Source organism: Aquirufa sp. TARAVU-A1A (assembly GCF_054558675.1).
In genome coordinates this window covers 245607-268374 of the sequence record NZ_JBPXKP010000001.1, presented here as the reverse complement: position 1 = coordinate 268374, position 22768 = coordinate 245607, and the positions used below count along the sequence as shown (strand labels likewise).

Annotated in this window: 17 protein-coding genes; 10 read left to right on the top strand and 7 right to left on the bottom strand. The window is 43.8% G+C overall.

The features are described from left to right. Positions 1–17 precede the first annotated feature (17 nt). The gene (locus V7S75_RS01260) at positions 18–2246 is read right to left on the bottom strand and encodes an alpha-L-rhamnosidase-related protein (RefSeq protein ID WP_459510880.1); all 2229 of its coding nucleotides are present in this window, start codon (positions 2244–2246) and stop codon (positions 18–20) included. 43 nt (positions 2247–2289) lie between these two features. On the opposite strand from V7S75_RS01260, the gene V7S75_RS01255 reads away from it, so the two are divergent. From V7S75_RS01255 to V7S75_RS01240, 4 genes are all read left to right on the top strand, one after another. Further along, on the top strand, positions 2290–2931 hold the full coding sequence (locus V7S75_RS01255) for a DsbA family oxidoreductase (RefSeq protein WP_459510879.1): 642 nt from the start codon (positions 2290–2292) through the stop codon (positions 2929–2931). After that, positions 2921–3964, top strand: a complete 1044-nt coding sequence (locus V7S75_RS01250; protein ID WP_459510878.1) for an NAD(P)-dependent alcohol dehydrogenase — start codon at positions 2921–2923, stop codon at positions 3962–3964. Before V7S75_RS01255 ends, V7S75_RS01250 begins: the two co-directional genes overlap by 11 nt. 183 nt (positions 3965–4147) lie before the next feature. After that, positions 4148–5524 carry a DUF2271 domain-containing protein gene (locus V7S75_RS01245; protein WP_459510877.1) on the top strand — a complete coding sequence of 459 codons (1377 nt, stop codon included), beginning with the start codon at positions 4148–4150 and terminating at the stop codon, positions 5522–5524. Position 5525: 1 nt separating this feature from the next. Next, positions 5526–6113 carry a PepSY-associated TM helix domain-containing protein gene (locus V7S75_RS01240; protein WP_459510876.1) on the top strand — a complete coding sequence of 196 codons (588 nt, stop codon included), beginning with the start codon at positions 5526–5528 and terminating at the stop codon, positions 6111–6113. Here V7S75_RS01240 and V7S75_RS01235 read toward each other — a convergent pair. Then, a complete protein-coding gene (locus V7S75_RS01235) occupies positions 6090–6587 on the bottom strand; it encodes a heme-binding domain-containing protein (RefSeq protein ID WP_459510875.1) in 498 nt (165 codons plus the stop codon). The genes V7S75_RS01240 and V7S75_RS01235 overlap by 24 nt on opposite strands. A gap of 83 nt (positions 6588–6670) precedes the next feature. Here V7S75_RS01235 and V7S75_RS01230 point away from each other — a divergent pair, with 83 nt between their 5' ends. After that, complete coding sequence (locus V7S75_RS01230; protein ID WP_459510874.1) at positions 6671–7984, top strand: hypothetical protein; 1314 nt, start codon at positions 6671–6673, stop codon at positions 7982–7984. Then, entirely contained in the window at positions 7974–8804 is an 831-nt protein-coding gene (locus V7S75_RS01225; RefSeq protein ID WP_459510873.1) for a DUF1684 domain-containing protein, read from the top strand. Before V7S75_RS01230 ends, V7S75_RS01225 begins: the two co-directional genes overlap by 11 nt. Before the next feature lie 169 nt (positions 8805–8973). Here V7S75_RS01225 and V7S75_RS01220 read toward each other — a convergent pair whose 3' ends face one another. Together V7S75_RS01220 and V7S75_RS01215 are read right to left on the bottom strand one after the other, a co-directional pair. Next, entirely contained in the window at positions 8974–9459 is a 486-nt protein-coding gene (locus tag V7S75_RS01220; protein WP_459510872.1) for a GNAT family N-acetyltransferase, read from the bottom strand. A 77-nt stretch (positions 9460–9536) separates the two neighbouring features. Then, a complete protein-coding gene (locus V7S75_RS01215; RefSeq protein WP_459511144.1) occupies positions 9537–11597 on the bottom strand; it encodes a glycoside hydrolase family 97 protein in 2061 nt (686 codons plus the stop codon). A 217-nt stretch (positions 11598–11814) separates the two neighbouring features. Here V7S75_RS01215 and V7S75_RS01210 point away from each other — a divergent pair, with 217 nt between their 5' ends. The 3 genes from V7S75_RS01210 (at position 11815) to V7S75_RS01200 (ending at position 18528) form a co-directional block, all read left to right on the top strand. After that, the gene (locus V7S75_RS01210) at positions 11815–12636 is read left to right on the top strand and encodes a sterol desaturase family protein (protein ID WP_459510871.1); all 822 of its coding nucleotides are present in this window, start codon (positions 11815–11817) and stop codon (positions 12634–12636) included. Positions 12637–12919: 283 nt separating this feature from the next. Then, on the top strand, positions 12920–17575 hold the full coding sequence (locus V7S75_RS01205; protein ID WP_459510870.1) for a T9SS type B sorting domain-containing protein: 4656 nt from the start codon (positions 12920–12922) through the stop codon (positions 17573–17575). A gap of 29 nt (positions 17576–17604) precedes the next feature. Further along, entirely contained in the window at positions 17605–18528 is a 924-nt protein-coding gene (locus V7S75_RS01200; protein ID WP_459510869.1) for a PorP/SprF family type IX secretion system membrane protein, read from the top strand. A 181-nt stretch (positions 18529–18709) separates the two neighbouring features. Here V7S75_RS01200 and V7S75_RS01195 read toward each other — a convergent pair whose 3' ends face one another. After that, complete coding sequence (locus V7S75_RS01195) at positions 18710–19774, bottom strand: lactonase family protein (protein WP_459510868.1); 1065 nt, start codon at positions 19772–19774, stop codon at positions 18710–18712. Positions 19775–19780: 6 nt separating this feature from the next. After that, positions 19781–20401, bottom strand: coding sequence for a hypothetical protein (locus tag V7S75_RS01190; protein WP_459510867.1), 621 nt, complete (start codon positions 20399–20401; stop codon positions 19781–19783). A gap of 88 nt (positions 20402–20489) precedes the next feature. On the opposite strand from V7S75_RS01190, the gene V7S75_RS01185 reads away from it, so the two are divergent. Further along, a complete protein-coding gene (locus tag V7S75_RS01185) occupies positions 20490–20900 on the top strand; it encodes a GNAT family N-acetyltransferase (RefSeq protein WP_459510866.1) in 411 nt (136 codons plus the stop codon). Here the strand turns inward: V7S75_RS01185 and V7S75_RS01180 are convergent. After that, positions 20892–22655: a sialate O-acetylesterase gene (locus tag V7S75_RS01180; RefSeq protein WP_459510865.1), complete on the bottom strand. Its 1764-nt coding sequence runs from the start codon at positions 22653–22655 to the stop codon at positions 20892–20894. The two genes, V7S75_RS01185 and V7S75_RS01180, sit on opposite strands and share 9 nt — an antisense overlap. Positions 22656–22768 lie beyond the last annotated feature (113 nt).

Sequence of the window (22768 nt, the reverse complement as noted above, 5' to 3'; positions counted from 1 at the left end):
TACAATAATAAGATAGGCTATTTTAGGATAATTTTCCAGTTTTTGCTTTGAGTTACGCGGGGCGTTTGGCCTTGTAGATAATGTACGCTGATTCGATTATCGCCGACTTCCACATTCTCAATGTGCGCCTCTTTCCAGCTCGAAGGCATGCGTGGCGTAATGGTAATCTCATGCAAATCAGCCCGGGGTTGTATCCCAAAAAACTGTTCTACGATGGGAACCGCGAAGCCAAATACATTCCAAGCTTGGGTCATCATCCCAAAATCTGGGGACACTTCGTACATGCTGCCAGGCAAGGCGTAACTGAATGAACGAGTGAGTTTTTGCATGTAATCGAGGGCTTGGTCGGGTCGTCCGTAATTGTTTTCGGCCACGGCCATCACGCCGGTGGGTAAGGTCATAACAGCTCCCGTGTACGTAAAAATTTTGGGCGCTTTGTAAGAACCGGCATCGCTCCCAGCGGAGGCATCTCGGTCGATTCCCGTCACGAATAATCCGAATGGGTTCGTGTATTTATTAGCCGTTTCGAGTGCTTTTATGGCTTTTTCGGAATCCGCTAAGCCCATTTCCATGGGTGTGTTAACGACCCAATTATGATGTACCACAAAGGGTCTTGCTTGATCACTAGGATGTGCTTGGATGTATTTTTCGGTTTGTTTTAATTCCGCTACAGCCCAGGGTTTTTGTAAGGTATCTGCCCGAACAATGGCTTGCTTGATTAATGCAAGCGCCTGTCGGTCTTGGCTACGGAAGTCTGCATAGGACCTAAAATCCTCATTCCAAAATTGCGTATTGATCTGTTGTTTTAGTTGGGAGGCTTTGGCCTTATATGCTTTTGCTAGGCTATTTTCGCCTAAAATCTGTGCCATCTCCGCAGCATCTTGCAAGGCTTTCTGCGTATAGGAGGCCACGTCGATCATTTCACTATGTAGGCCTTGGATTTCCATCATTCCCGACCCATCCGGGAAGTCATTGTGGTCTTGATCGTTGTCAGTGACCAACCACTGCAATCCTTTTTGGATGCTAGGGAAATAGGTTTTTAGCATCTCCTTGTCACCTGTCCATCGAAATACTTTCCAAACGAGCGAGGCAAATTGGGCCGTTTCATTCAGGTTGCCTGGATTATAAACGGCGCCGTTGGTGGATACTTCATGCACGACCCGACCGTTTTTGTTGGTCTTTTGGGAAAGTTTATGAATGAGTTGGATGGAGTTTAGGGTCAGGTCTTTTTGGCCAATCGCGATGGCACCTTGCAGGGCATATTCGCTATCCACGCCAAACCACCAAGGGTAGTCGGGCAGCCCAGCGCTGATGCCCCGACCGATTCCCGGAACATCGCGTGTCAACCCATCGGTATTGTATTGCAACCAGGTGTAGGCTTCTTGAATGTTTTTGTCGGGGATATTAATCTTACTTTTTTGTGCCAATGCGTTGATGCGGCTCCATTTTTGTTGGAATAATTTTGCGGTATTTTTCTGAAGTTCTCCGTAGGTATTTAATGCCTGAGCCTTTGAAGTTGCAGATCCAGCGATATAGAACTGAATGGTTTTTTTCCTGCCGACAGGGATACTTAGTGAGTAATTGATGGATTTAGCGATTCCCTTCCCGATGGAAGTAAAAGGAATCGGAGCGGCGCCTGGAATTCCTTTTTCACTTGCTCCTAGGATAGCAAACCAGGGATTTTTAGTGTCTTTGAAAACCCATTGGTCATTTATATATTCAGCATGATCTTCATCGTCGATCAGGTTGGTTCGTTCTCCCAACCAAGTAGGCCGCAAGTCGGATTTAGCTTGAAAAACAAAGGGAATGTTTTGTGTTTGTAGGCTTTTGTTTTCGATTTCAAACTCAATGACACAACCTGCGAGTCCATCCGGAACGAATTGCGTGCGAAAAATTTCCAGGTTTTTCGTTTGGTAGCGATGTTGATTCGCCATGGGAAAATTGCGAAAACTCACTGCATTTGTTAAATCTTGTCCGTCCACGGAAACAATAAATCCGTCCAGGAGTTTAATGGGATGTGCCCAAATGCCGCCCATTTCGCCCGTGATGTGCCAACCCAAATCAGGGAATTGCCCGTTTTGATGGCCCACAAGGTATAATCGGTCGCCTGTGGTGGCAAAGGGGGAGGCGAGGTAGGACTGTTTTCCGTCAACATGCGGTAAGGCATTTACGAGCTGTGTGATGCCTTGGGCGCATAAGCTGGAGGAAGCTAGAATAGTTAATAAAAAGGTGCGGATGGAGAACATATTGCCGGATAATTATCTGCCGAAATTACATTAAATTGCTGAGATGAAAATAGAAATTTGGAGTGATATCATGTGTCCGTTTTGCTACATTGGTAAACGGCATTTAGAGAAGGCCTTGGAAAGCTTTCCTGGGCGTGATACGGTGGAGATAACTTGGAAAAGTTATCAATTAGATCCAACGATTCCGATGTCATTTGAGGAACCTGTGGGTGTATATGAATACTTGGCGGATCGGAAGGGTTGGTCATTAGAGCAATCAGTGCAAATGCACGAACGTGTCGTGGAGATGGCTGCTTCTGTCGGTTTGGAATACAATTTTGACAAGGCTGTGGTGGCGAATTCGTTGTATGCGCACCGCGTGATTCAATTGGCCAAAGAAAAAGGTTTAGATGATGCGATTGAGGAGATTTTCTTCCGAGCTTATTTTACGGAGGGAAGGGATTTGGCTTCCGTTACGGAATTGGTTGCATTAGGTGAGGAAGTTGGATTAGCTGAGGCAGACATTCGTGCGGCGATTGTTAGTGAAGACTTGGCTTACCGGGTAAGTCAAGACATTCAAGAAGGAGTAAATTTAGGGGTTCGTGGGGTGCCATTTTTTGTCTTTGACAGGAAATATGGTATTTCAGGAGCGGAGCCCATTCAAGTTTTTATAGACACATTAAACCAAACACAACATGCAAGTTAAAGGGTATGGCGCTACGAGCGCGGAGGTGCCGGTGGCGCCAATCGTTTTTGAACGCCGCGAGGTAGGTCCTCACGATGTTCAAATTGATATTGAGTATTGTGGCGTTTGTCATTCCGATATTCACATGGTACGTAGTGAATGGGGCCCGTCGATTTATCCGATTGTACCTGGACATGAAATCGTAGGTAAAGTCGTTGCGATTGGATCACATGTAACGAAGTTTAAAGTAGGCCAAACAGCCGGAGTAGGCGTATTTGTGGATTCTTGTCGGGAATGCCCTTCTTGCCAAGCAGGCCAAGAGCAGTATTGCGATGAGGACATGACAGCGACGTATAATGATTACTACCGCGATGGAAAGACGCAAACATTTGGGGGCTATTCAGCGAATTATGTGATCGATGAAAAATATGCCTTACATGTGAATTTTGAGCAAAAAGATTTGGCTCGCGTGGCACCATTACTGTGTGCAGGGATTACAACCTACTCGCCATTGCGTTTTGCGGGCGTAGGCAAGGGGCACAAAGTTGCTGTGTTGGGATTAGGTGGATTGGGTCACATGGCGGTGAAATTTGCAGCATCATTTGGGGCGGAGGTTACCATGTTATCAACCTCGCCATCGAAGGAGGCGGATGCGCGTTCCTTGGGCGCTCATCATTTTGCTTTGTCGACGGATCCTGAGCAAATGAAGGCGTTGAAAGGGTCTTTTGATTTTATCTTGAACACAGTTGCTGCCAAACATGATTTGGATGCATTCTTGGGTTTGTTGAAAGTAGAAGGGAAAATGTTGTTAGTGGGCATTCCGCCCGAAGCCAATGAATTTGGCGCAGCGACGTTGATTTCAAAACGTCGGAGCATTGTGGGATCGATGATCGGCGGTATTGCTGAGACGCAAGAAATGTTGGATTACTGCGCGGAGCATAACATTTTATCTGATATTGAAATGATTTCGATGCAGGATGTGAATGCGGCATATGAGCGGGTAATCAAGTCGGACGTTAAGTATCGTTTCGTGATTGATATGAAGACATTGTAGATTATCAGGAAACTTTTAGGTAAAGGATTTAGCTTTGCGGTAGACGCTGCCAGGGTCGCAGACCCTGGCAGCGTCACCATTTTCGGCGTTTATTTAGGTAGCAAAAAACACCGGTTTGGTCTATATGTTTTGGGGAAATTAGGGGTAAATTATAATTTCACCGACTCACATAATCATTCACACATGAATCCATTTTCATTCTCCATGGCCGCGCTGGCTGCTGTTGTACCTAATCAATCGGGCGTTTTAGCTGCACATTTCGAGCATATTTTAGGAACGTCATTAGACGTGAAAATTCTAGCAAATTCGTTTGAATTAGCGGAAAAAGCGGAGGCGAAGGTCTTAGTGGAATTTCGTCGATTGCAAGCAATTTTAGGGAGTGGAGAAAATCATGAGTTTGGGGAATGGGCTCGTTCGCGGGGGGAAGAAATTTCGGTTTCGGAAGAATTACATACGGTTTTAGGATTGTTTGATACGTGGCGTGAAGCGACAAAGGGAGCTTTGAATGCGGCTGCGGATGATGTGCGTTTGAACGGTTTTTCGGATCGAGTGAATCATTCACATTGGGAATTAGGTGATGGAACAGCGACGCGTTTAAGTGATGCGGAGTTGCGTTTACATACGTTTACGAAAGGTTTTATTATGGAACAGGTTGCTGATGCTGTGATGGCGGAGTCTGGTGTTCGTGGTGTGATGTTGAATGTAGGGGGTGATATCCTTGCCAAAGGCGATTTACGCGAAGCGGTTCGTATTTCTGATCCGAATTCAGATGCGGAAAATGGTGCTTCATTGAGCACGGTTTCAATCCAAAATCAAGCGATTGCTACGAGTGGGGTGAGTCGGCGAGGTGCGCACATTATCGATCCTCGTACAGGAGAAACGGCTTCTGGCAGCATATCTGCAACGGTCATTCACCCAGACGCGGTGACAGCGGGGGCTTTGGCCACCGCATTTAATGTGCTTTCGGTAGAAGAATCAAAAGCTTTGGCAGCCGAATATCCAGGAACGGAATATTTGCTTGTGGATGCTGCGGGAACGCAACATGTCAGCGAAAATTGGTCGGGTCGTTCTGTGGTTACGGAATCTGCAATTGAGTTGGTACATGTCAAAGACAAGGTTTGGACAGCGGGTCAGGAATTGTTGATTAATGTGGAATTAGCGGATTTGGGCGGTGGAGCTCGTCGGCCCTATGTGGCGGTTTGGATTGAGGATGAGGCTCATAAGCCCGTGCGTCGTTTGGCCCTTTGGTACCGCAAACCTCGTTGGCTACCGGATTTGCGTTCCTTCTCTGATGCGCAGCGTGAGGTACCGATTGACTTGATGTCAATTGCTTCTGCGACACGTTCAGCGGGGAATTATTCGTTGATTTGGGATGGTAAAAATGATCAAGGAGAATATGTAGCCTTGGGTAATTATACAGTATTTATTGAGGCGGCACGGGAGCATGGTTCGTACCAATTGATGAAGCAGACAATGAAATTTGATGGAAAGGCTAAGTCGCAGGCTTTGGCAGGAAATGAGGAGATTTCAGGAGCGAATTTAGTTTACAAGACGAAATAGGATGAAGCGTAAATTAGCGGAGTGGTCGCGATGGCTGCATATTTATTTGTCGATGTTTAGTTTCGTGATTGTGTTTTTTTTCGCGGTGACGGGCTTGACCTTGAATCATTTGGAATGGTTTCCGGAGAAGGAAAACTTGCATGAGGTGGATGGGAAATTGAATCCTTCTTGGGTGAATGTAACCGATACCGCTCAAGTGAAGAAGTTGGAAATTGTAGAATTATTCCGTTCTCAATACCAGGTTCATGGTATTCTGAATGATTTCCGAATTGACGAAACAGAGGTTTCCGTTTCGTTGCAAGGTCCGGGATATACGGCGGATGCGTTTATTGACCGTTCCACAGGGACCTTTCATTTAACCGAAAGATCCCTGGGTTTTGTTGCTTGGATCAATGATTTGCATAAGGGCCGAGACACGGGTCAAGGCTGGAAATGGGTCATTGATTTTTCCGCTATTTTCATGATTTTGATTTCCTTGACAGGCATCATTTTGCTGCTTTTCTTAAAGAAAAAGCGTGTTAACGGAATGATATGGCTTGTGCTTGGCTTTTTGCTCGTAATTGGTTTATACTTTTTTACGGGGCTTTAATTTCAGGCTATCTACTGGATAATTGGCTTTCAAGGTATCCATTTGTGCTTTTGCCCAGGCGATTAGTGCATCTTTATCTGCTGCATTCAGGTTTGCTTTTGGGTGTAAGCCAAAATACGTGTAGGAAGGCATGGGCATTTCGCCTTCTTCGACGGTTTCGATGACCTCTTCCAACTTGTGGTTTTGGACAGCAATAGGCATTTTGGTGAATGTCGAAAAGTTTAAATGCTCTTTCCCTTCCTCGATGTGGTGATTGAGCCAAAAGCCTACGGGTTGAATGTTTGAATACCATGGGTAGGTGCTTTGATTCGAGTGGCAGTCGTTACACGCATTTTTTAAGGTTTCTTGCACCGGTGCGGGGATGCTGTATTTCGTGGAAATGTCGTAAGTGTTGTCGTTGCTTTCGTTTTTCTCTGGGTGAATGAATTGGATGACGATGAGGATTGCAACAATTCCGAGGATCAGTTTTTTCATAGATTTATTGGGTTAACGAATCGAAAGCTATAAAAAATCTTTGAATTAAATGTCTACTTTTGAGTGGATTTTAAAAGGATGGGATGCGTTATTTAGAAAAATCAGTTTATAGCTATGTGCTGATCGGCTTGCCTATCGTGATTTTTGCGTGTGCATTGGTTGCTTTTTCTGTGAATATCCCGTGGTTGGATGATTTTGAGGTCGGGCCATTGATGCTTTTCAACTGGCTTCACGAGGGTAATTTTCAGCAAAAAATGGCGTTGTTGTGGGCGCCCAATAATGAACATCGGGTTGTGACATTGAAATTGTTGACCTTGTTTAATTATTATGTATTCGGCCAATTCAATATTCAGTGGATGATTTGGCAATCCCACTTGTATATAATTGCGCTATTCTGTTTGATATGGCGGATTTTGCCTAAAGAAAACAAGTTGTTTTATTTCATGCCCATTCCGTTTTTGTATCTAAATTTCCAATATTATTTATCAAGTTTTTGGATGATCGCTGCTGTGCAGCACAATTTGGTGATTGGTTTTGGGGCGATTTCCATGTATTTATTGGCAAAATCCAAGCACTTTATTTGGGCCGTTTTATTTACGTTATTGGCTAGTTTATCTAATTCCGACGGCTTATTTTTTATTGGAATCGGGACTTTCGTTTTGTTTTTGCAGTACCGTTTTAAGGAATTATTTGTTTGGTTAGGCTTGTTGGTCTCCGTGATTTTCTTGTTTTTTTGGAAGTACCCGAGCATGTCCTATCACGAAACGGGGATGGCTTATTTCAAATTGCATCCTTGGACAAGCGTGCAAGGTTTTTTCGTTTTCATGGGTGGGGCTTTTGATTTTTGGTATCGAGAGCAATCGATGTTTCGTATCCTTGAAACGGCATTTTTTGGCATGATTTTAGTTGGGATTTTGCTGTGGACTTTTGTTCGATTTGTGTACCAAACAGGTTTGCAGGAGATTGTTGTTCGTTGGCGTGCCAAAACCTTAACCCAGGCCCCTATTCTTTTTGTTGTTGCCATGCTTGTATTTTGTCTGATGAATGCGGCTGCGATTAGCATATTGCGCTCTTCTTTTGGGGAATTTGTGTATTTAATTGGGAACTATAAGATTTATCCGACCTTGGCTTTGGTCTTCGTTTATCTGCTCGTGATGCTTACATGGGGGCAAGTTATTATGCGTTTTGTGGCGGTGTTTAGTGTGATGTTTTGGTTACTCAGTATTGGGAATAGTTTGGGGGATGTACAAGAACGGAAAAGGATGTTGGAGAAAGAGTATATTTTGTTTCGTGCCGGGGGTGCAGGCTTGGGATTTTCGGCAGGCCAACAAGCTAAATTCCGCGTGGCGGAGGTGTTAAAAGATTTTGAATCAAAAGGAGTTTATCATGTGGAATAAGGGGATTATTTTCTTGCTATTGTTTAGTTTCGGATTGCACGCACAAAATCATGTCGATGAGATTAAAGCATTTCGTGCAGCGCGAATCACCAGCCTGAAATCGGAGACGGGTTGGCTTAATTTGGCAGGGTTATTTTGGTTGAAGGAAGGGAAAAATACGTTTGGGGGAGATGATAAGAATGATTTTGTTTTTCCTGCTGATCATTCCGACCCATTTTTGGGAGAATTATTGCTGAAAGATGGCAAGGTTTTCTACCAAACTGTGAGCGATACGATGCTCGTTTTTCAGGAGGGAATTAAAGCCCCGGTGATTTCGCATCGTTCATTGCGTTGGTTTATCATTAAACGAGGCGATAAATATGCAGTTCGTTTACGTGATTTGGAGGGAGAATATTTGAAGGCATTCAAAGGGATTGATTGTTTCCCAACGGATTCGAGTTATCGCATTGTGGCGGATTTCATTCCGACCCAAGGTAAAATGATGACGATAATTGATGTGACAGGTAGGGCATATCAGTTAGAGTCGCCGGGTTTGTTACGTTTTAAAATTGGAAAGGCCATTTATGAGTTGGAAACAAGCCAGGAAGGGAATAATTTATTTATTGTTTTTGGGGATTTGACGAACAAAAAACAGACCTATGGAGCAGGTCGTTTTATGGATACGTCTTTGCCTGATGCGCAAGGGAAGGTGGTGATTGATTTCAACAAGGCTTACAATCCGCCTTGCGCCTTTACCCCATTTGCAACTTGTCCGCTACCAACTCCTGCGAATAAATTAGCCGTTGAAATTCGAGCCGGCGAGCAGTTTCATGGGCATTGATTCGATTTATTGCTTCAGGCGGTTTATCAACTTTTTTATAAAAGATTGCTTTTCTGATGAGATTTATGGGAAAATGGAGAAATATCAGGAAACTTGTATAGGAAGCCGCTAACTTAGACGCTGCCGGGGTCGCAGACCCCGGCAGCGTCAACCCCCACCTCACTCGAGTTTATTGATTCCTGCAATATCTGTGCATAATGTGCCCGTCTTTTTCGAAAACATCTTCTAGCGTGAAATGCAGTTTTTGAAGTAATTTGATGGAGGCCAGATTATCGGCCTGGCATATGGCTAAGACGGTTTTATGTGTTTTTTGTTGGTAGGCTAACCAGGCTTGACTCGATTCTAACGCATAACCATAACCTTCATATTCAGGTAGTAGCGCATAGCCAATATCGGGACTGGGTAGAAAATCGCGTTTGACCCAGGTCACAACTCCCACAGACACGGAATTGTCTTTTGTTTCGACAACCCAATAGCTGATATCGGGATTAATGAGCATGTTTTGGAGGTATGAATTTGCTTGATCTACTGTTCTGACTTTTCGGTCGCCAATAAAACGAATAAAGCCCGGGCAGTTTATCAGTTTCAGCATAAACTCTACATCATCAAGGCCGATTGGGCGCAATAGAAGCCGATTTGTTTCTATGGATTGCATTTATCAATAAACTTTTAAAGATGGGAGCTAACTTAGACGCTGCCGGGGTCTGCGACCCCGGCAGCGTCAACCCCCACCTACAATTTTTTTAACACCACCGCGCATCCACCTCCACGCTGTAAGCGAAAGGTTAAATTTGAGCTTTTAGAAACTAATTTCTTTTCAATCACGTAGGCTTCCGGGTTTTTCTCAAAATCCGCATCATCCGCATCGCGATATAACATCGCTTCATAGGCCGTTCCTGCATCTAGGAAGTCTAGTGGCAGCGATACATTCCGAGCATTCTCGTCCGTGATAGAACCGATATACCACGTATCTTTATTTTTGGCCTTGCGCGCGATGCTTACATAATCTCCCGGTTCAGCGGAAAGCACCTTCGTGTCATCCCAATCCACGGCAACATCTTTAATGAATTGAAATGCATCCAAATGTCCCTCGTAATTCTCTGGTAAATCAGCAGCCATTTGCAAAGGACTATAAACCGTGATATACAGCGCTAATTGTTTTGCCAATGTCGATCGAACCTTCTGAGTACGTGTCGAATCAAACTGATTTAGTGACATGTGGAATAAACCAGGCGTATAGTCCATCGGTCCGCCCATCAAACGCGTGAAGGGGAGAATCGTCGTATGTTCAGGTATAATTCCCAACGTAGGGGCGTTGTTAAATTCAGATCCGCGCGCAGCCTCGGAAGCCATCCAGTTCGGATAGGTGCGGTGTAAACCGGTTGGGTGCACCGACTCGTGGGAATCTACCATCAAGTGATATTTACCCGCTTTTTCTGCCACACGATTGTAATGGTTCACCATCCATTGGCTGTCGTGATGCTCCCCGCGCGGAATGATTTTCCCCACATAGCCTGTTTTCACCGTATTAATTCCTTTGGATACCATGTATTGATAGGCCTCATCCATTCGGCGCTCATAATTCGTTACAGAACCCGAGGTCTCATGATGCATGATCAAACGCAAACCTTTGGCCTGCGCATATTGCGTCAACGAATCAATCGCATAATCCGGATATGGGCTCACAAAATCGAATACTTCCTCTTTCCAATTTCCAAACCAATCTTCCCAGCCCTGATTCCAGCCTTCCACCAAAACGCCATCAAATCCATGTTGGGCCGCAAAATCAATGTATCGCTTCACATTCGCCGTATTTGCCCCATGTTTTCCACCTGCCAATGGCCAATTTGCCTTTCCAATGTGCATTTCCCACCACATCCCCATGAATTTCTGTGGCTTAATCCACGTGGAATCGCCAAATTTGGCAGGCTCATTTAAATTCAAAATCAATTTGGATTCCAAAATCTTCTCCGCCTTCTCACTCATGACCATCGTCCGCCACGGTGTCGAAAACGGCGTTTGAAGATATGCTTTATTTCCCACCGCGTCCGGGACTAATACAGATTGAAATGTCTGCGTCGTTTGGTCCAAACGCAAATGCATGGCCGGATAATTCACCAAAGCCGCCTCATGTATGTTGAGGTAAAAGCCATTCGCCGACTTCATCATCAAGGGCGTTTGAACCACATTCTTGCCCATCAAAGCCGTCACGGCAATATCCTTTTCCTTCGCCGCCGCCGCCGTCGCATCAATCTCGCTTAACTTCGTTTTGTTATAGGTATATTCGTTTGTGTCATAATCTCCGGGGATCCAAAAAGCGGTGTGATCGCCCGACATGTTAAATTGGGTCAACTCTTGGTCAACGATAAAATGCTGAAAATTGGCCTGCACTGGAAAATGATACCGCAATCCGACGCCATCATCGAAAATGCGAAAGATTAAATCAATTAAAACTCCGTTGCTGGAAGTATGCAATACGAGCTCATTGTATTGGTTTGTAATTTCCTTGACTTCACCCCAAATAGGTTTCCAGGTTGATGAAACTGTTGAGCTGTCAATATTTAATACGGTAAATTTCTTCAATTCCATGGCCGGTTTCTTCAATACAAAACCAAGCGAAGAAGGTGAAATGACTTCCTTTCCTTTAAGCTGAACTTGATATAAAAGTTGACCTTCAGTATTTCTCGTTGTGCTTAATTGAATCCCTTTGTTTGGGGAATTTAACAACGCTACTTGTTGGGCTACACTAGGGAATACGACGAATGCCGCGATTAGGCAAAACAAAAACTTCATCATTTTGTTATCTTTAGGGTAAACAAAATTAGCCAAATCTTTCTTTATGCCCAATTTTGATTTCGTTCAGGCAGATTATCAGGAAACTTATAAATGAAAGGCTTTAAGCTACGTTTTCGCATATAATGATACAATATCAAGAAACTTTTATAAAAAGCTGTTAACTTAGACGCTGCCGGGGTCGCAGACCCCGGCAGCGTCAACCCCCACCAGACCCATGCTTGAAAAATTAATTCATTATTTCGACACAATTCCCAGCGCGCATCGCGCCTTTATTTTAGCAGGTGGAATTGCTTTTTTTTGGTTAATCGAAGGCGGTATCCCTTTGGTCCGTTTTGGCTACAACAAATGGAAACATGCAGGAATCAATCTATTTTTCACCTTGACCACAATCATAATCAATTTTGCCTTTGCTTCTGTCATCGTGAAGGCGAGTGATTGGACCGTGGAGAATCAATTCGGTTTGTTGCCATGGAGTGGACTTTCGGGCTGGGCGCAACTCATCGTAGGATTATTGCTTTTGGATTTAGTGGGGGCCTATTTCATCCATTGGATCGAACATAAAATTAAAGTACTATGGAAGTTTCACATGGTTCACCATGCTGATACAATGGTAGATACCACGACAGCAAATCGCCATCACCCTGGCGAGAGCGTTTTTCGGGCCATTTTCACTCTTTTGGGCGTTTTGATTTGTGGCGCTCCGATGTGGCTGGTCATGCTTTACCAAAGTATGAGTGCACTATTATCCCAGTTCAACCATGCAAATATTCGTCTTCCAAAAGGTTTAGACCGTGCCATTTCTTACATCATTGTTTCGCCCGACATGCACAAGATTCACCATCATGTGGAGCGCCCACAGACCGACTCGAATTACGGGAACATTTTCTCCATTTGGGATCGTTTATTTGGAACATTAAATGCTACCCCCATCGAGCAAATTCGCTATGGATTGGATGTACTTCCTGATGAAACAACAGCAGACATGCGCTTTCAATTAGGAATTCCTTTCAATGCGCAAATCAAAACCGACGACTAACACGTTGCCGAATAATCAATAAATTGATAAATTCAGGCAATTTAATGGCATTTCGGTTCAATTGCTCAGCTATAAATTTGTCCTGCTTTTCGAAAACAGGACAAGTAAATTTCAGGCTTTTCTTTATTTTTGACGTCTAATTGGCCTTTATTAAATTTTGGTACAGAGGCACTCTACCATACAACTGACATTCGTCTTGTTTTATTTTCTGTGATTAGTTTACTTTTGTGCACGTACAACTTGACGAAAGCTAGATAGCTTCGTTATCTAAATTATAAAATAAATGATTGATCAGTCTACTCAGAGATCCTCTGGGGGTTTAGCACTGTTTCGTGTGCTTAAGTCTCAATTTATCACAATTATTCTCTTATCGCTTGTATTCGGATTACGCACGACTGAATTAGTCGCTCAATGCGTTCCCACAAATAAGTACGATAAAATCATTAGTTCATTCCACCAATCGGTTGCAATCAAATCAGATGGGACTTATTCTGTTTGGGGTGATTTAATGTCAAATAGCGGTACTGCTGCCGTATTATCTCCTCAGGATATCAACGTGACGAATTATCCATCTTTGACTGGAACCGTACTTAAAGCTTCTTTAGGTAGTAACCGGACTTCTGCGCAAGGGATTGTTTTAACCACAACTGGTTTATTCGCTTGGGGAACTTCCGGAACAATTTTGGAAACCTCTTTAACAGGTAGCAATGATGCTTTTCATCACATAGTTACACCAACTGGCGGTGACCCTTCAACAGGACTACCTTCAGGTGTAACACCTGCCAACGTAAAAATGTTGTTTACAACATACCAAACGCTTGCCATTGTAACTTCTGCTGGGGATGTTTGGGTATTGACTCAGGCAGCTTTGCAATTAGCAGGTAATGGTGCTTCAGGAACGCCTAGCACAGCACAAGCGAAAACTTGGTATAAAGTTCAAACAAGCGCGGGGGTTTATTTGTCAAACGTGGATGCTGTTCGTGGTCAGGTTGCTGACAATACACATAATGCTTTAATGGCGGTAACTACGTCAGGAGCCATTTATACATGGGGGGCTTCGACATTTTTGGGTAATGCTTCTGCTGTTGCTTCCAAAACATATGCGACGGCAATGACTTTGCCAACTGGCGTTTTGGCTTCCGATGTGAAAATGATTGGCGTTGGTGGAGGTAACAACACGACAACTTCCACGAATAACACATATTATTTATTATCAAACCAAGGCTATTTATATGCTTTGGGTGAGAATAACAATAAGCAAGTGGGAGATTATACCACAACTGTTCGTACTTCCTGGGTGAATGTTAAGCAAAGTGCTTCAACGAATATGTCGAACATCTCAACATTCTCCGTACAAGAACATGATGCTGCTTATTCTGCAGCTGCTGCTGTGACAGTTTCAGGGGATCTTTACTCTTGGGGAGAAAACCAACGTAATATGTTGGGTCAACCTAACTCGGCAATAAATTATGACCCCGCAATTCCTTCCACTTTCAACCAAGGAGCGGATAAAGCGCTATTTGCTGAAATTGGGGGTCATACGTTGGTTTACCTAAAGCAAGGATCTACACAGTTTTGTTATGTGGGACATAAAATCAATGGTAGTATGGGTGATGGTACTTCAGCTGCCGCAGACGTTGTAGCTTTTGACTGTAGCAATACTCCTTCACTTTATATTTGTGGTTCCGTGCCAGTTGTTGCGAGTCCAATCACTTCGTTAATTTCAGCCAACCCAACAACAATCAATGCGGATGGTACGTCCACCTCAACGATTACGATTCAACTAAAAGATGCGCTTGGAAATAACCTTACTACAACGGGTGGTACAGTGAGTGTTGCAACTTCGGCAGGTACTTTGGGAACGGTTGTCGATAACAACAACGGAACCTACACGGTCATATTAACGAGTTCAAATACAGCGACTACAGCCAATATTACTTACGTGCTCAATGGAACTACGGGTACAAATACCACTTCTGTTGCCTTTGTCAGTGGAGCAACATCGCCACCTACGGGTTCGGCTAGTCAGACTTTTTGTACGACCAACTCACCTACTTTAGCCAGCCTATCGGTAACAGGTACCGCAATTCAGTGGTATGCTGCTTCCTCAGGCGGTAGTCCGTTAGCTTCTAATACAGCCTTGGTAGATGGAACAATCTATTATGCAACTCAAACGGTAGCTGGTATCGAGAGCGCAAGCCGTCTAGCTGTAACAGCCGTTGTTTCGCCGGTCGTGAGTGTTTCAGTTTCTCCGAGTTCCGCATCACTTAATGTCGGACAATCGGTTACATTAACTGCCAGTGGAGCAACCACGTATTCATGGTCGCCAAACACAGATATCTCTGCCATTGTAGGCGCCTCGGTGATTTCAACACCAAATTCGACCATTACCTATACAGTAACAGGCACATCAGGTGCTTGTTCAGCAACGGCAAACGTAACCGTTTCAGTAAGTGGTGGTGACACCGACGGTGACGGAGTAAGTGATGCACAGGAATTATTAGACGGCACGAATCCCAACGACGGCTGTAGCTATTTAGCTGCTAGCCAAGTATTTGCTAATACATCTTCTACGTGGCGCAATGCGGATTGCGACGGTGATGGTACAGCGAATGGTACGGACCCAGAGCCTTTGAACTATTGCGTAGGCGGTTCAGGTCAAGTACCTGCCAACGGAACCCCGGCTTATGATGTTTTCCGTTACCAAGATTGCGATAACGACGGCATCTTAAACGGTCTAGAATGTACAACGGGTGTTACTTGCCCTGATTTTGATAACGATGGTATTCCAAATTACTTGGATAGAGATTCGGACAACGATGGTATTGGTGATATCACGGAAGGCAACATCGATACAGATGGAGATGGCAGTGCCAACTACATTGATTTAGATTCAGACAACGATGGTATTTTGGATAGCCGTGAAACGACACAAGATCGTGACGGAGATGGTACGCCTAACTATTTGGATTTAGATTCAGATGGTGACGGTATCTTAGATACGGTCGAGGCAACTGCGTTATACCGCAACGGAGAAGATAGCAACGGCGATGGCGTTTGCGATCGTTCCGGAGTTACGAGTGATGCGAATTACAATGGTATTCCAGACCAACTAGAGCCTGCTTACGGCGGCCGTATGTTGGAGGTTCCTGATACCGACAAAGATGGCACACCTGATTTCTTGGATTTAGAATCGGACGGTGATGGCATTTTAGATAGTATAGAATTAACTGGCGACATGGATGGTGACCAACACCCGAACTACCGCGATGGCGATAGCGACGGAGACGGCGTATCTGATGCTTATGAGAAATTCGGTGATATGGATGGCGATGGCAAACCTAACTTCTTGGATTTAGATTCCGACGGTGATGGATTGAGCGATCAATATGAAGGCTTGAACTTATGCGAGAATTGTGGTCGGGTAGACAATAACGACGACGGATACGATGACCGCGCGCAACAAGATTCAAAATACCCTGCTGTAGATACAGATAAGGATGGAGCTCCAGACTTCTTGGATTTAGATTCTGACAATGACGGTATCCCAGATGCAGTAGAAGCTGGCAACGATCCTAAAAATCCAGTAGATACAGATAAAGACGGAACACCTGATTTTAGAGATTTAGATTCAGATAACGATGGCATCCCAGATGCAATCGAAGCAGGTAAAGACCCTTCCGTTCCTGTAGACACGGACAAAGATGGTACGCCAGACTTTAGAGATTTAGATTCAGATAACGACGGCATCATCGATGCAATCGAAGCTGGAATTGATCCAACCAAACCTTTGGATACCGATGGCGATGGCATCTACGACTTCCGTGAAACCGACAGTGATAATGATGGCATCTCAGATAAAATCGAAGCGGGTGCAGACCCAAGCAAGCCGGTAGATACCGACAAAGATGGTTTACCAGATTACCGCGACATCGATTCAGATAACGATGGTATCTCGGATAACATCGAGAAAGGCCCAACAGCGACTCCGGTAGATACGGATGGCGACGGAACACCAGATTACCGCGATTTAGATTCGGATAATGATGGTATCTCAGACAACATTGAGAAAGGCCCTACTGCAACACCGGTAGATACGGATGGTGATGGCACGGCCGACTTTAGAGATTTGGATTCGGATAACGATGGTATCTTGGATAACACGGAGAAAGGCCCAACAGCGACACCGGTAGATACGGATGGAGATGGCACGGCCGACTTTAGAGATTTGGATTCGGATAACGATGGTATCTCGGATAACATTGAGAAAGGCCCAACAGCCAATCCAGTAGATACGGATGGCGATGGCTTACCAGATTACCGTGATTTAGATTCAGATAATGATACGCTTTCGGATAACATTGAAAAAGGCCCAACGTCAATACCGGTAGATACGGACAAAGATGGCAATGCTGACTTTAGAGACTTGGATTCAGATAACGATGGCATCGCGGATAAAGTAGAGGCGGGTCCAGATCCAAAGAATCCGGCAGATACGGATAAGGATTTGACTTATGACTTTAGAGATATCGATTCGGACAACGATGGTATTTTGGATAAGGATGAGGACAATGTGAATATTGCAGGTTTAGCGGATTGCGACCACGATGGTATTCCAAACCGATTGGATCCGGACAAATGTCCTAGCTTCATGCCACAAGGTATTTCACCGAATGGCGATGGCAAGAATGATACGTTCATCATCCCGGGTATCTTGAATGCACAACCGAATACGGTAACGATCTTTAACCGTTGGGGTAATATTGTTTATGAGAAAGACAACTACCAAAACGATTGGCATGGCCAAACAGATCGTGCCTTTGATTTGCTAGCGAGCGATGGCTTGCTACCTGATGGAACCTATTACTATGTAGTGGACTACAAAGGGAATAAATCAAACGTGAAGTCATTCATCTACGTAAACCGATTGGATAAATAATCGGGTCAACTAATAGAACAAGCAATAGCATGAAAGCAATTATAAATTTTAATCAGAGAGTAGATCAATTTAAGTGGACCAAGGGTCTTATGACCCTTGTTTCCCTTGTGTTGATGTTAGTAGCTCAAACAAGTTTTGGTCAGGTCGAGTCGATGTATTCATCTTACCGCTTGAACCCGCAGATTTTATCACCTACGCATGTAGGCAGTGATTCAGTGAGTGATATTACGGTAATCAACCGCCAGCAATGGGTAGGAGTTGAAGGCGCTCCGGTAACCTATGCCATTTCGGGCGACTTTAAATTCAAGCAACAAAGTGGAATCGGTTTTAATGCGATGTATGACCAAGCAGGCCCAGTGAAAGTAACTGCGATCAGTGGAGATTACGCATATCACATCAAGCTAAGCGAACAATGGCGTTTTTCCGGTGGTATCCGTGCAGGATTCTCGAACTTGAGCTTGGACTTTGCAGGTTTGGCATTGGTACACGATGGCGATGCATTGTTTAGTGGTAGTCGTTCCACAGGTATTTCATTCAACACAGGTTGGGGATTGCGTATTAATAAGGGCGATGGTTTTTTCGTCAGTGTATCACAACCTCGTTTATTCAAGTATGATTTAGGAAGCGGCGCATACAAAGACGTTGCTTACTTCTACACGATGGTAGGAACGAAATTGAAGTTGAATGATCACGTTAATTTATATCCATCAGCCTTATTCCGCAGCGCGAAAGACGTTCCGTTGAGTTGGGATGCGAACGTGTATGCTCAATTACACAATCGATTTGATGTAGGCTTTAACTACCGCCACCAAGACAGTTGGGGCGTACGTTTAGGTGTACAAGCCACCAAGAAGATTTACGTAGGATATGTATACGAGATGCCTACCTCGGCGATGAGCAAGATGAGCTTGCAATCGCATGAGATAGCCCTGCGATATTCATTAACCAAGTAAGACAAAAGCCCCGGAGAAATTCGGGGCTTTTTTTAGGTCCGTGTCCAAATGAAAAAAGACGCGAAGTATCGCGTCTCTACAGTTAATATCCAACGTCTAACTTCCAATGCCTAAAATGAGATATTGTGTCACAAATATATTTTTATCTCTTACCTCTTAGTTCTTAACTAAAGTTAAACGTCTAACGTCCAACGGCTATTATTGCCACCGGACTCTTAACTTGGATATCATCATGCAAGTCTTGCATATCGCCAGTTTCACTATTGAATGAAAATTGTTGAATCCGATCTTCGTCTTTACACGCTACGTAGATCTTTCCGCCTGATGCGTCAAACTGGAAGTTACGAGGAACTTTACCCACCGGAATATCACGCGTAAAGCTTAATTTTCCGGTTGACTCAATGCGAAAAACGGTTAATGAATTTTGTGTAATACGGTTTGATGCAATCAGCCATTTTCCGTTAGGTGACATGTGAATGTCCGCACTCGCTTTGGGACCATCCCCTTTGGAAAAATCAATTTTCTCCCGCTGAATCGCTGTCCAGTTTCCATCTTGAACGGCAAATACATCCACCGTTCCGCTGAGTTCCCCTACGACATATACATACTTCTCATCTGGTGAGAAAACAAAATGCCTGGGGCCAGTACCGTCCGGGAATTGAGTAAAATTAAGTTTGCCTTCTATAAGTCCATCAGGCCGTAATTGATAATGGTAAATACGATCAGCACCTAAATCGGAAATATGTATTTTTTGTTCATCGTTAGAAAGAACGATCATGTGAGCATGTGGGGCGGATTGTTGGGGATATATCCCACGACCACTAAACGCTATTTTTTGTGCTAGAGAACGAACAATACCATCCTTAGTTTGAAACACCGACACACTTCCGCCCATGTAATTGGCCGTGTAAATCGTTTGGCTTTTCTTCCGGTAATTAATGTGGCATGGCGCATCGCCTGCGGTCAATTGCTGATTCACAAACGCCCATTTACCCTGCTCATTCTTTTTGTAACTATGTACCGCTCCAGCATTTCCAACGAGTTCTGAAACCGAAAATAAATATTGTTTATCAGGCGAGATCACCTGATACGACGCTTGTGGTACGGCGATGCGCTCAATTACTTGTTTCGATTTTGTGTCGATGAGTTCGATACCCGGATTTCCTTGCTGAGTATATGAACCTACTAGTAACGTATCTCCAGAGCTAATAAAAAGAGTAATCAGGGAATGAATGAGCATCAACATCGTGAATTAATTTAGTGGGTATAGTTGTGCCAAGCTCTGAATCCAGGCTTGAAATAATTTATTTTCTAAGTCACAGGCCACAGCGGCATGTGTTTCCCATTGGGGAGAGAATTCGGCCAACTGTGCTTTCATTTCATTCAAATGCCCAACCTCTTCCACGATGATGGATTTTACCTGAATTTTAGAATGGCTGGCGGTTAATATTTCTTGGTAAATAGGATATAATTCATCAGCACGCACTTCGATGGCATATGTTACTAATAAATAGGAGGCCCATTTCAACTCATATCCACTTAATCCTAAGGTTTTTTTGATGTATTTGCTTACCCAAACATCAAGCATGTCTAGGTAGTATTTCGACGTTTTTGGGCTAATTAACCATGCATCATCGTAATTTTCAAAGCCCGTAGACGCTAATTTCGATATCTGTTTTTTTAAATAATAGGCATGACGATGTTCTTCCGCTGCGTGTTTTAATATGAGCAGGCTGACATCCGTTTTTGATTCAAATTTTGATATTTTTTTAGCCCCCGTATTCTCCATGTATGAAAGGGTATTTAACCATTTAGCATGAACTATCGGGTCTTTTGTGATCTTTTCAATTAAGGGTTTTAATAATTGTGTCATACAGGCGGATTTTATTCTATGCAAAGATAGGTTCTATGCATGGAATTGAGAAAATAAATTAAATTTGGCCTAATTAATTCCCGAAACGATGCCTATAGTCTATCAAGTAAATCCACCTCTGACCACAGCAGATTTTATCGATATCTTACGTCGGTCTACCTTAGGCGAGCGAAGGCCGTTACAGGATTTGCATGCCATGGAGCAAATGTTTCTGCACGGAAATACCTATGTAGGTGCTTATGATGAAGCGAAATTAGTAGGAATTGCGCGGGTGATGACCGACTTTGTTTACACCAGTTATTTGTCCGACTTGGCTGTGGATGCGCAATACCAAAGGCAAGGAATAGGCAAGCAGCTGATTAATGAGGTACAGCAAGCGATTCCCAAGGCGAAGATTATACTTTTGGCAGCTCCTGCCGCCGAAGGCTATTATCCCAAAATCGGAATGCAGCACCATGGCCATTGTTACACGTTGGCTTCCACGGAAACCTTAGTGTAAAATCGCGAGACGTTTACTGTAGGTTCTCCCTGTATCCGATTTAAATTGCACAAAGTAATTCGCGCTTATCCATTGTGAGGCGTCGATGCTCGTCGCATAAAGCTTATCAATGCGCTGACGGTACACTGTTTTCCCTAGCATATCAAAGACTTCCAAGAGGCCATTCGCCTGATTGTCCCAGGCTATTCGAATGAAGTCTGCTCCAGGATTAGGGGAACAGGTAAAATCAAAATTTGCTTTATCAAGGACAATGACGGGGAAATTTGAAAAGGCAAATGCCCGCATTCCCATGCTGTTCTTTATGAAAGGTCCCGGAAAAGTATATTCCCGAGTTCCCGTTAGAAAATCTCGATGATAATCCGGTAAATACCCGATTGTATTTCCAGCATACGCCTGTGTAAATGTGATAATTACCTCATTGTTTAACGCCTCAATCGAACTGATGTAAGGCTCAAATGATCCAATATTCGTTTTATCCCAATAGAAGTATTTCGCTAATTTGGCCTTAATTTGATGGCCCTGGTTATCCACAACTGTCGTGTCTAAGCTCACGCGCATATTCTGCCCTTCTTCGAATACCAAATGTATTTTATTCCGTTCCGCCTCCGACATGAAATATGCCTTCTGGATGTTTGGACTCTGAATCTCCACGGAATAAGGACGCTTGTATATCTGATTCGAAATTAATCGGAATAATTCGTTTGCTGTTTGTCGGTACCCCACGTTTGTGTAGTGTAAGCGATCGGGTAGGACGCCAACATTCCCCACTGTGGCGAATGATTTCACATAGCCGTTTTGGCTGATCGTGCGCTGATCTTCGCGTAATTGAGACGCATTTTTGTTCGGGTACTCGTAGATTGTTAATTGTGGATTATAGACAAATTGAGCACTCGGGAAGAATTGTTTATACTTTTGAAGCAAGGAATTAAACTTATTTCCCCACGTGTAAGGTACGTTTGAATCTGCCGCTTCCGCCTCGCCTTGTCGGTAAATGATCGCACGAACTTTTTGAATGGTCTTCGACTTGACGGCCTTGTAATACATAATATTGCCGCCATCCAGTGCCGCCAAATTTCCATCTAGTTGCAAATGCCAATCAATCCCACTTCCTCCTGCTGCGGAGTTTATGATGGCGATAGGGATTTGTTCCGACTGATATATCAAGCGAGCAAGTTCTGCAGCAAAGGGACCGATGCGCGCGCGGCCCGTGGCAAGCGACCAAAGCGTATCCGCCGGATTGTACGGGCCATAATTTTCAGAGCCTTGTACCAAACCAAATGATCGACACCATTCTCCTTGATAGACTAAATCATCAATCGGCCCAATCCACGCATTGGATTGACCGGTCACATAAAACACATCGCCTGCTACTAAATTATTGCGACGAACAATTAATGTGGAATCGGCATTTTTGAATCCATAAATTTCTAATCCGTATTCTGCTAATTCCGCAGGAATTTTCAAGGATTCAGCAAGCTTCGCTGTCCCATTGCTAAACTGAAGGCTTGATTTTTTATACGTTTTGACGACCCCATTCCGAAGCAAACGAACCGCATAGGATTGAAAATCATTACTGGATAAGCTACCTTCAATGGCAATTGTACCCAGGTTATCATTCTCTCGGGGGAATAGCTGATAATCTTGAGGAAGTTGACTAAAGGTAAATGCATTAAACTTTTGACCCACGACTACCTGTGTACTGAAGAAACTCAGTAGTAAGAAGAAGTAAAATAAACGGTATTGTGGTTTTTTCAATGCTGTATCAAATGAAGGACCAATTTACAATAATTCAGGACTTAATTAAAGGCATCCAAACCATTTATTGATTTTTTTAGCCTGACAAATCAGCAAATCCGTTTAAAGCATTA

What these genes read in the sequence shown, in the direction of transcription:
- V7S75_RS01205 (WP_459510870.1), top strand. Translation starts at nt 12,920, where the DNA reads ATGATTGATCAGTCTACTCAGAGATCCTCTGGGGGTTTAGCACTGTTT.
- V7S75_RS01230 (WP_459510874.1), top strand. Translation starts at nt 6,671, where the DNA reads ATGCGTTATTTAGAAAAATCAGTTTATAGCTATGTGCTGATCGGCTTG.
- V7S75_RS01220 (WP_459510872.1), bottom strand. Translation starts at nt 9,459, where the DNA reads ATGCAATCCATAGAAACAAATCGGCTTCTATTGCGCCCAATCGGCCTT.
- V7S75_RS01260 (WP_459510880.1), bottom strand. Translation starts at nt 2,246, where the DNA reads ATGTTCTCCATCCGCACCTTTTTATTAACTATTCTAGCTTCCTCCAGC.
- V7S75_RS01225 (WP_459510873.1), top strand. Translation starts at nt 7,974, where the DNA reads ATGTGGAATAAGGGGATTATTTTCTTGCTATTGTTTAGTTTCGGATTG.
- V7S75_RS01235 (WP_459510875.1), bottom strand. Translation starts at nt 6,587, where the DNA reads ATGAAAAAACTGATCCTCGGAATTGTTGCAATCCTCATCGTCATCCAA.
- V7S75_RS01190 (WP_459510867.1), bottom strand. Translation starts at nt 20,401, where the DNA reads ATGACACAATTATTAAAACCCTTAATTGAAAAGATCACAAAAGACCCG.
- V7S75_RS01195 (WP_459510868.1), bottom strand. Translation starts at nt 19,774, where the DNA reads ATGTTGATGCTCATTCATTCCCTGATTACTCTTTTTATTAGCTCTGGA.
- V7S75_RS01245 (WP_459510877.1), top strand. Translation starts at nt 4,148, where the DNA reads ATGAATCCATTTTCATTCTCCATGGCCGCGCTGGCTGCTGTTGTACCT.
- V7S75_RS01210 (WP_459510871.1), top strand. Translation starts at nt 11,815, where the DNA reads ATGCTTGAAAAATTAATTCATTATTTCGACACAATTCCCAGCGCGCAT.
- V7S75_RS01215 (WP_459511144.1), bottom strand. Translation starts at nt 11,597, where the DNA reads ATGAAGTTTTTGTTTTGCCTAATCGCGGCATTCGTCGTATTCCCTAGT.
- V7S75_RS01185 (WP_459510866.1), top strand. Translation starts at nt 20,490, where the DNA reads ATGCCTATAGTCTATCAAGTAAATCCACCTCTGACCACAGCAGATTTT.
- V7S75_RS01240 (WP_459510876.1), top strand. Translation starts at nt 5,526, where the DNA reads ATGAAGCGTAAATTAGCGGAGTGGTCGCGATGGCTGCATATTTATTTG.
- V7S75_RS01255 (WP_459510879.1), top strand. Translation starts at nt 2,290, where the DNA reads ATGAAAATAGAAATTTGGAGTGATATCATGTGTCCGTTTTGCTACATT.
- V7S75_RS01200 (WP_459510869.1), top strand. Translation starts at nt 17,605, where the DNA reads ATGAAAGCAATTATAAATTTTAATCAGAGAGTAGATCAATTTAAGTGG.
- V7S75_RS01250 (WP_459510878.1), top strand. Translation starts at nt 2,921, where the DNA reads ATGCAAGTTAAAGGGTATGGCGCTACGAGCGCGGAGGTGCCGGTGGCG.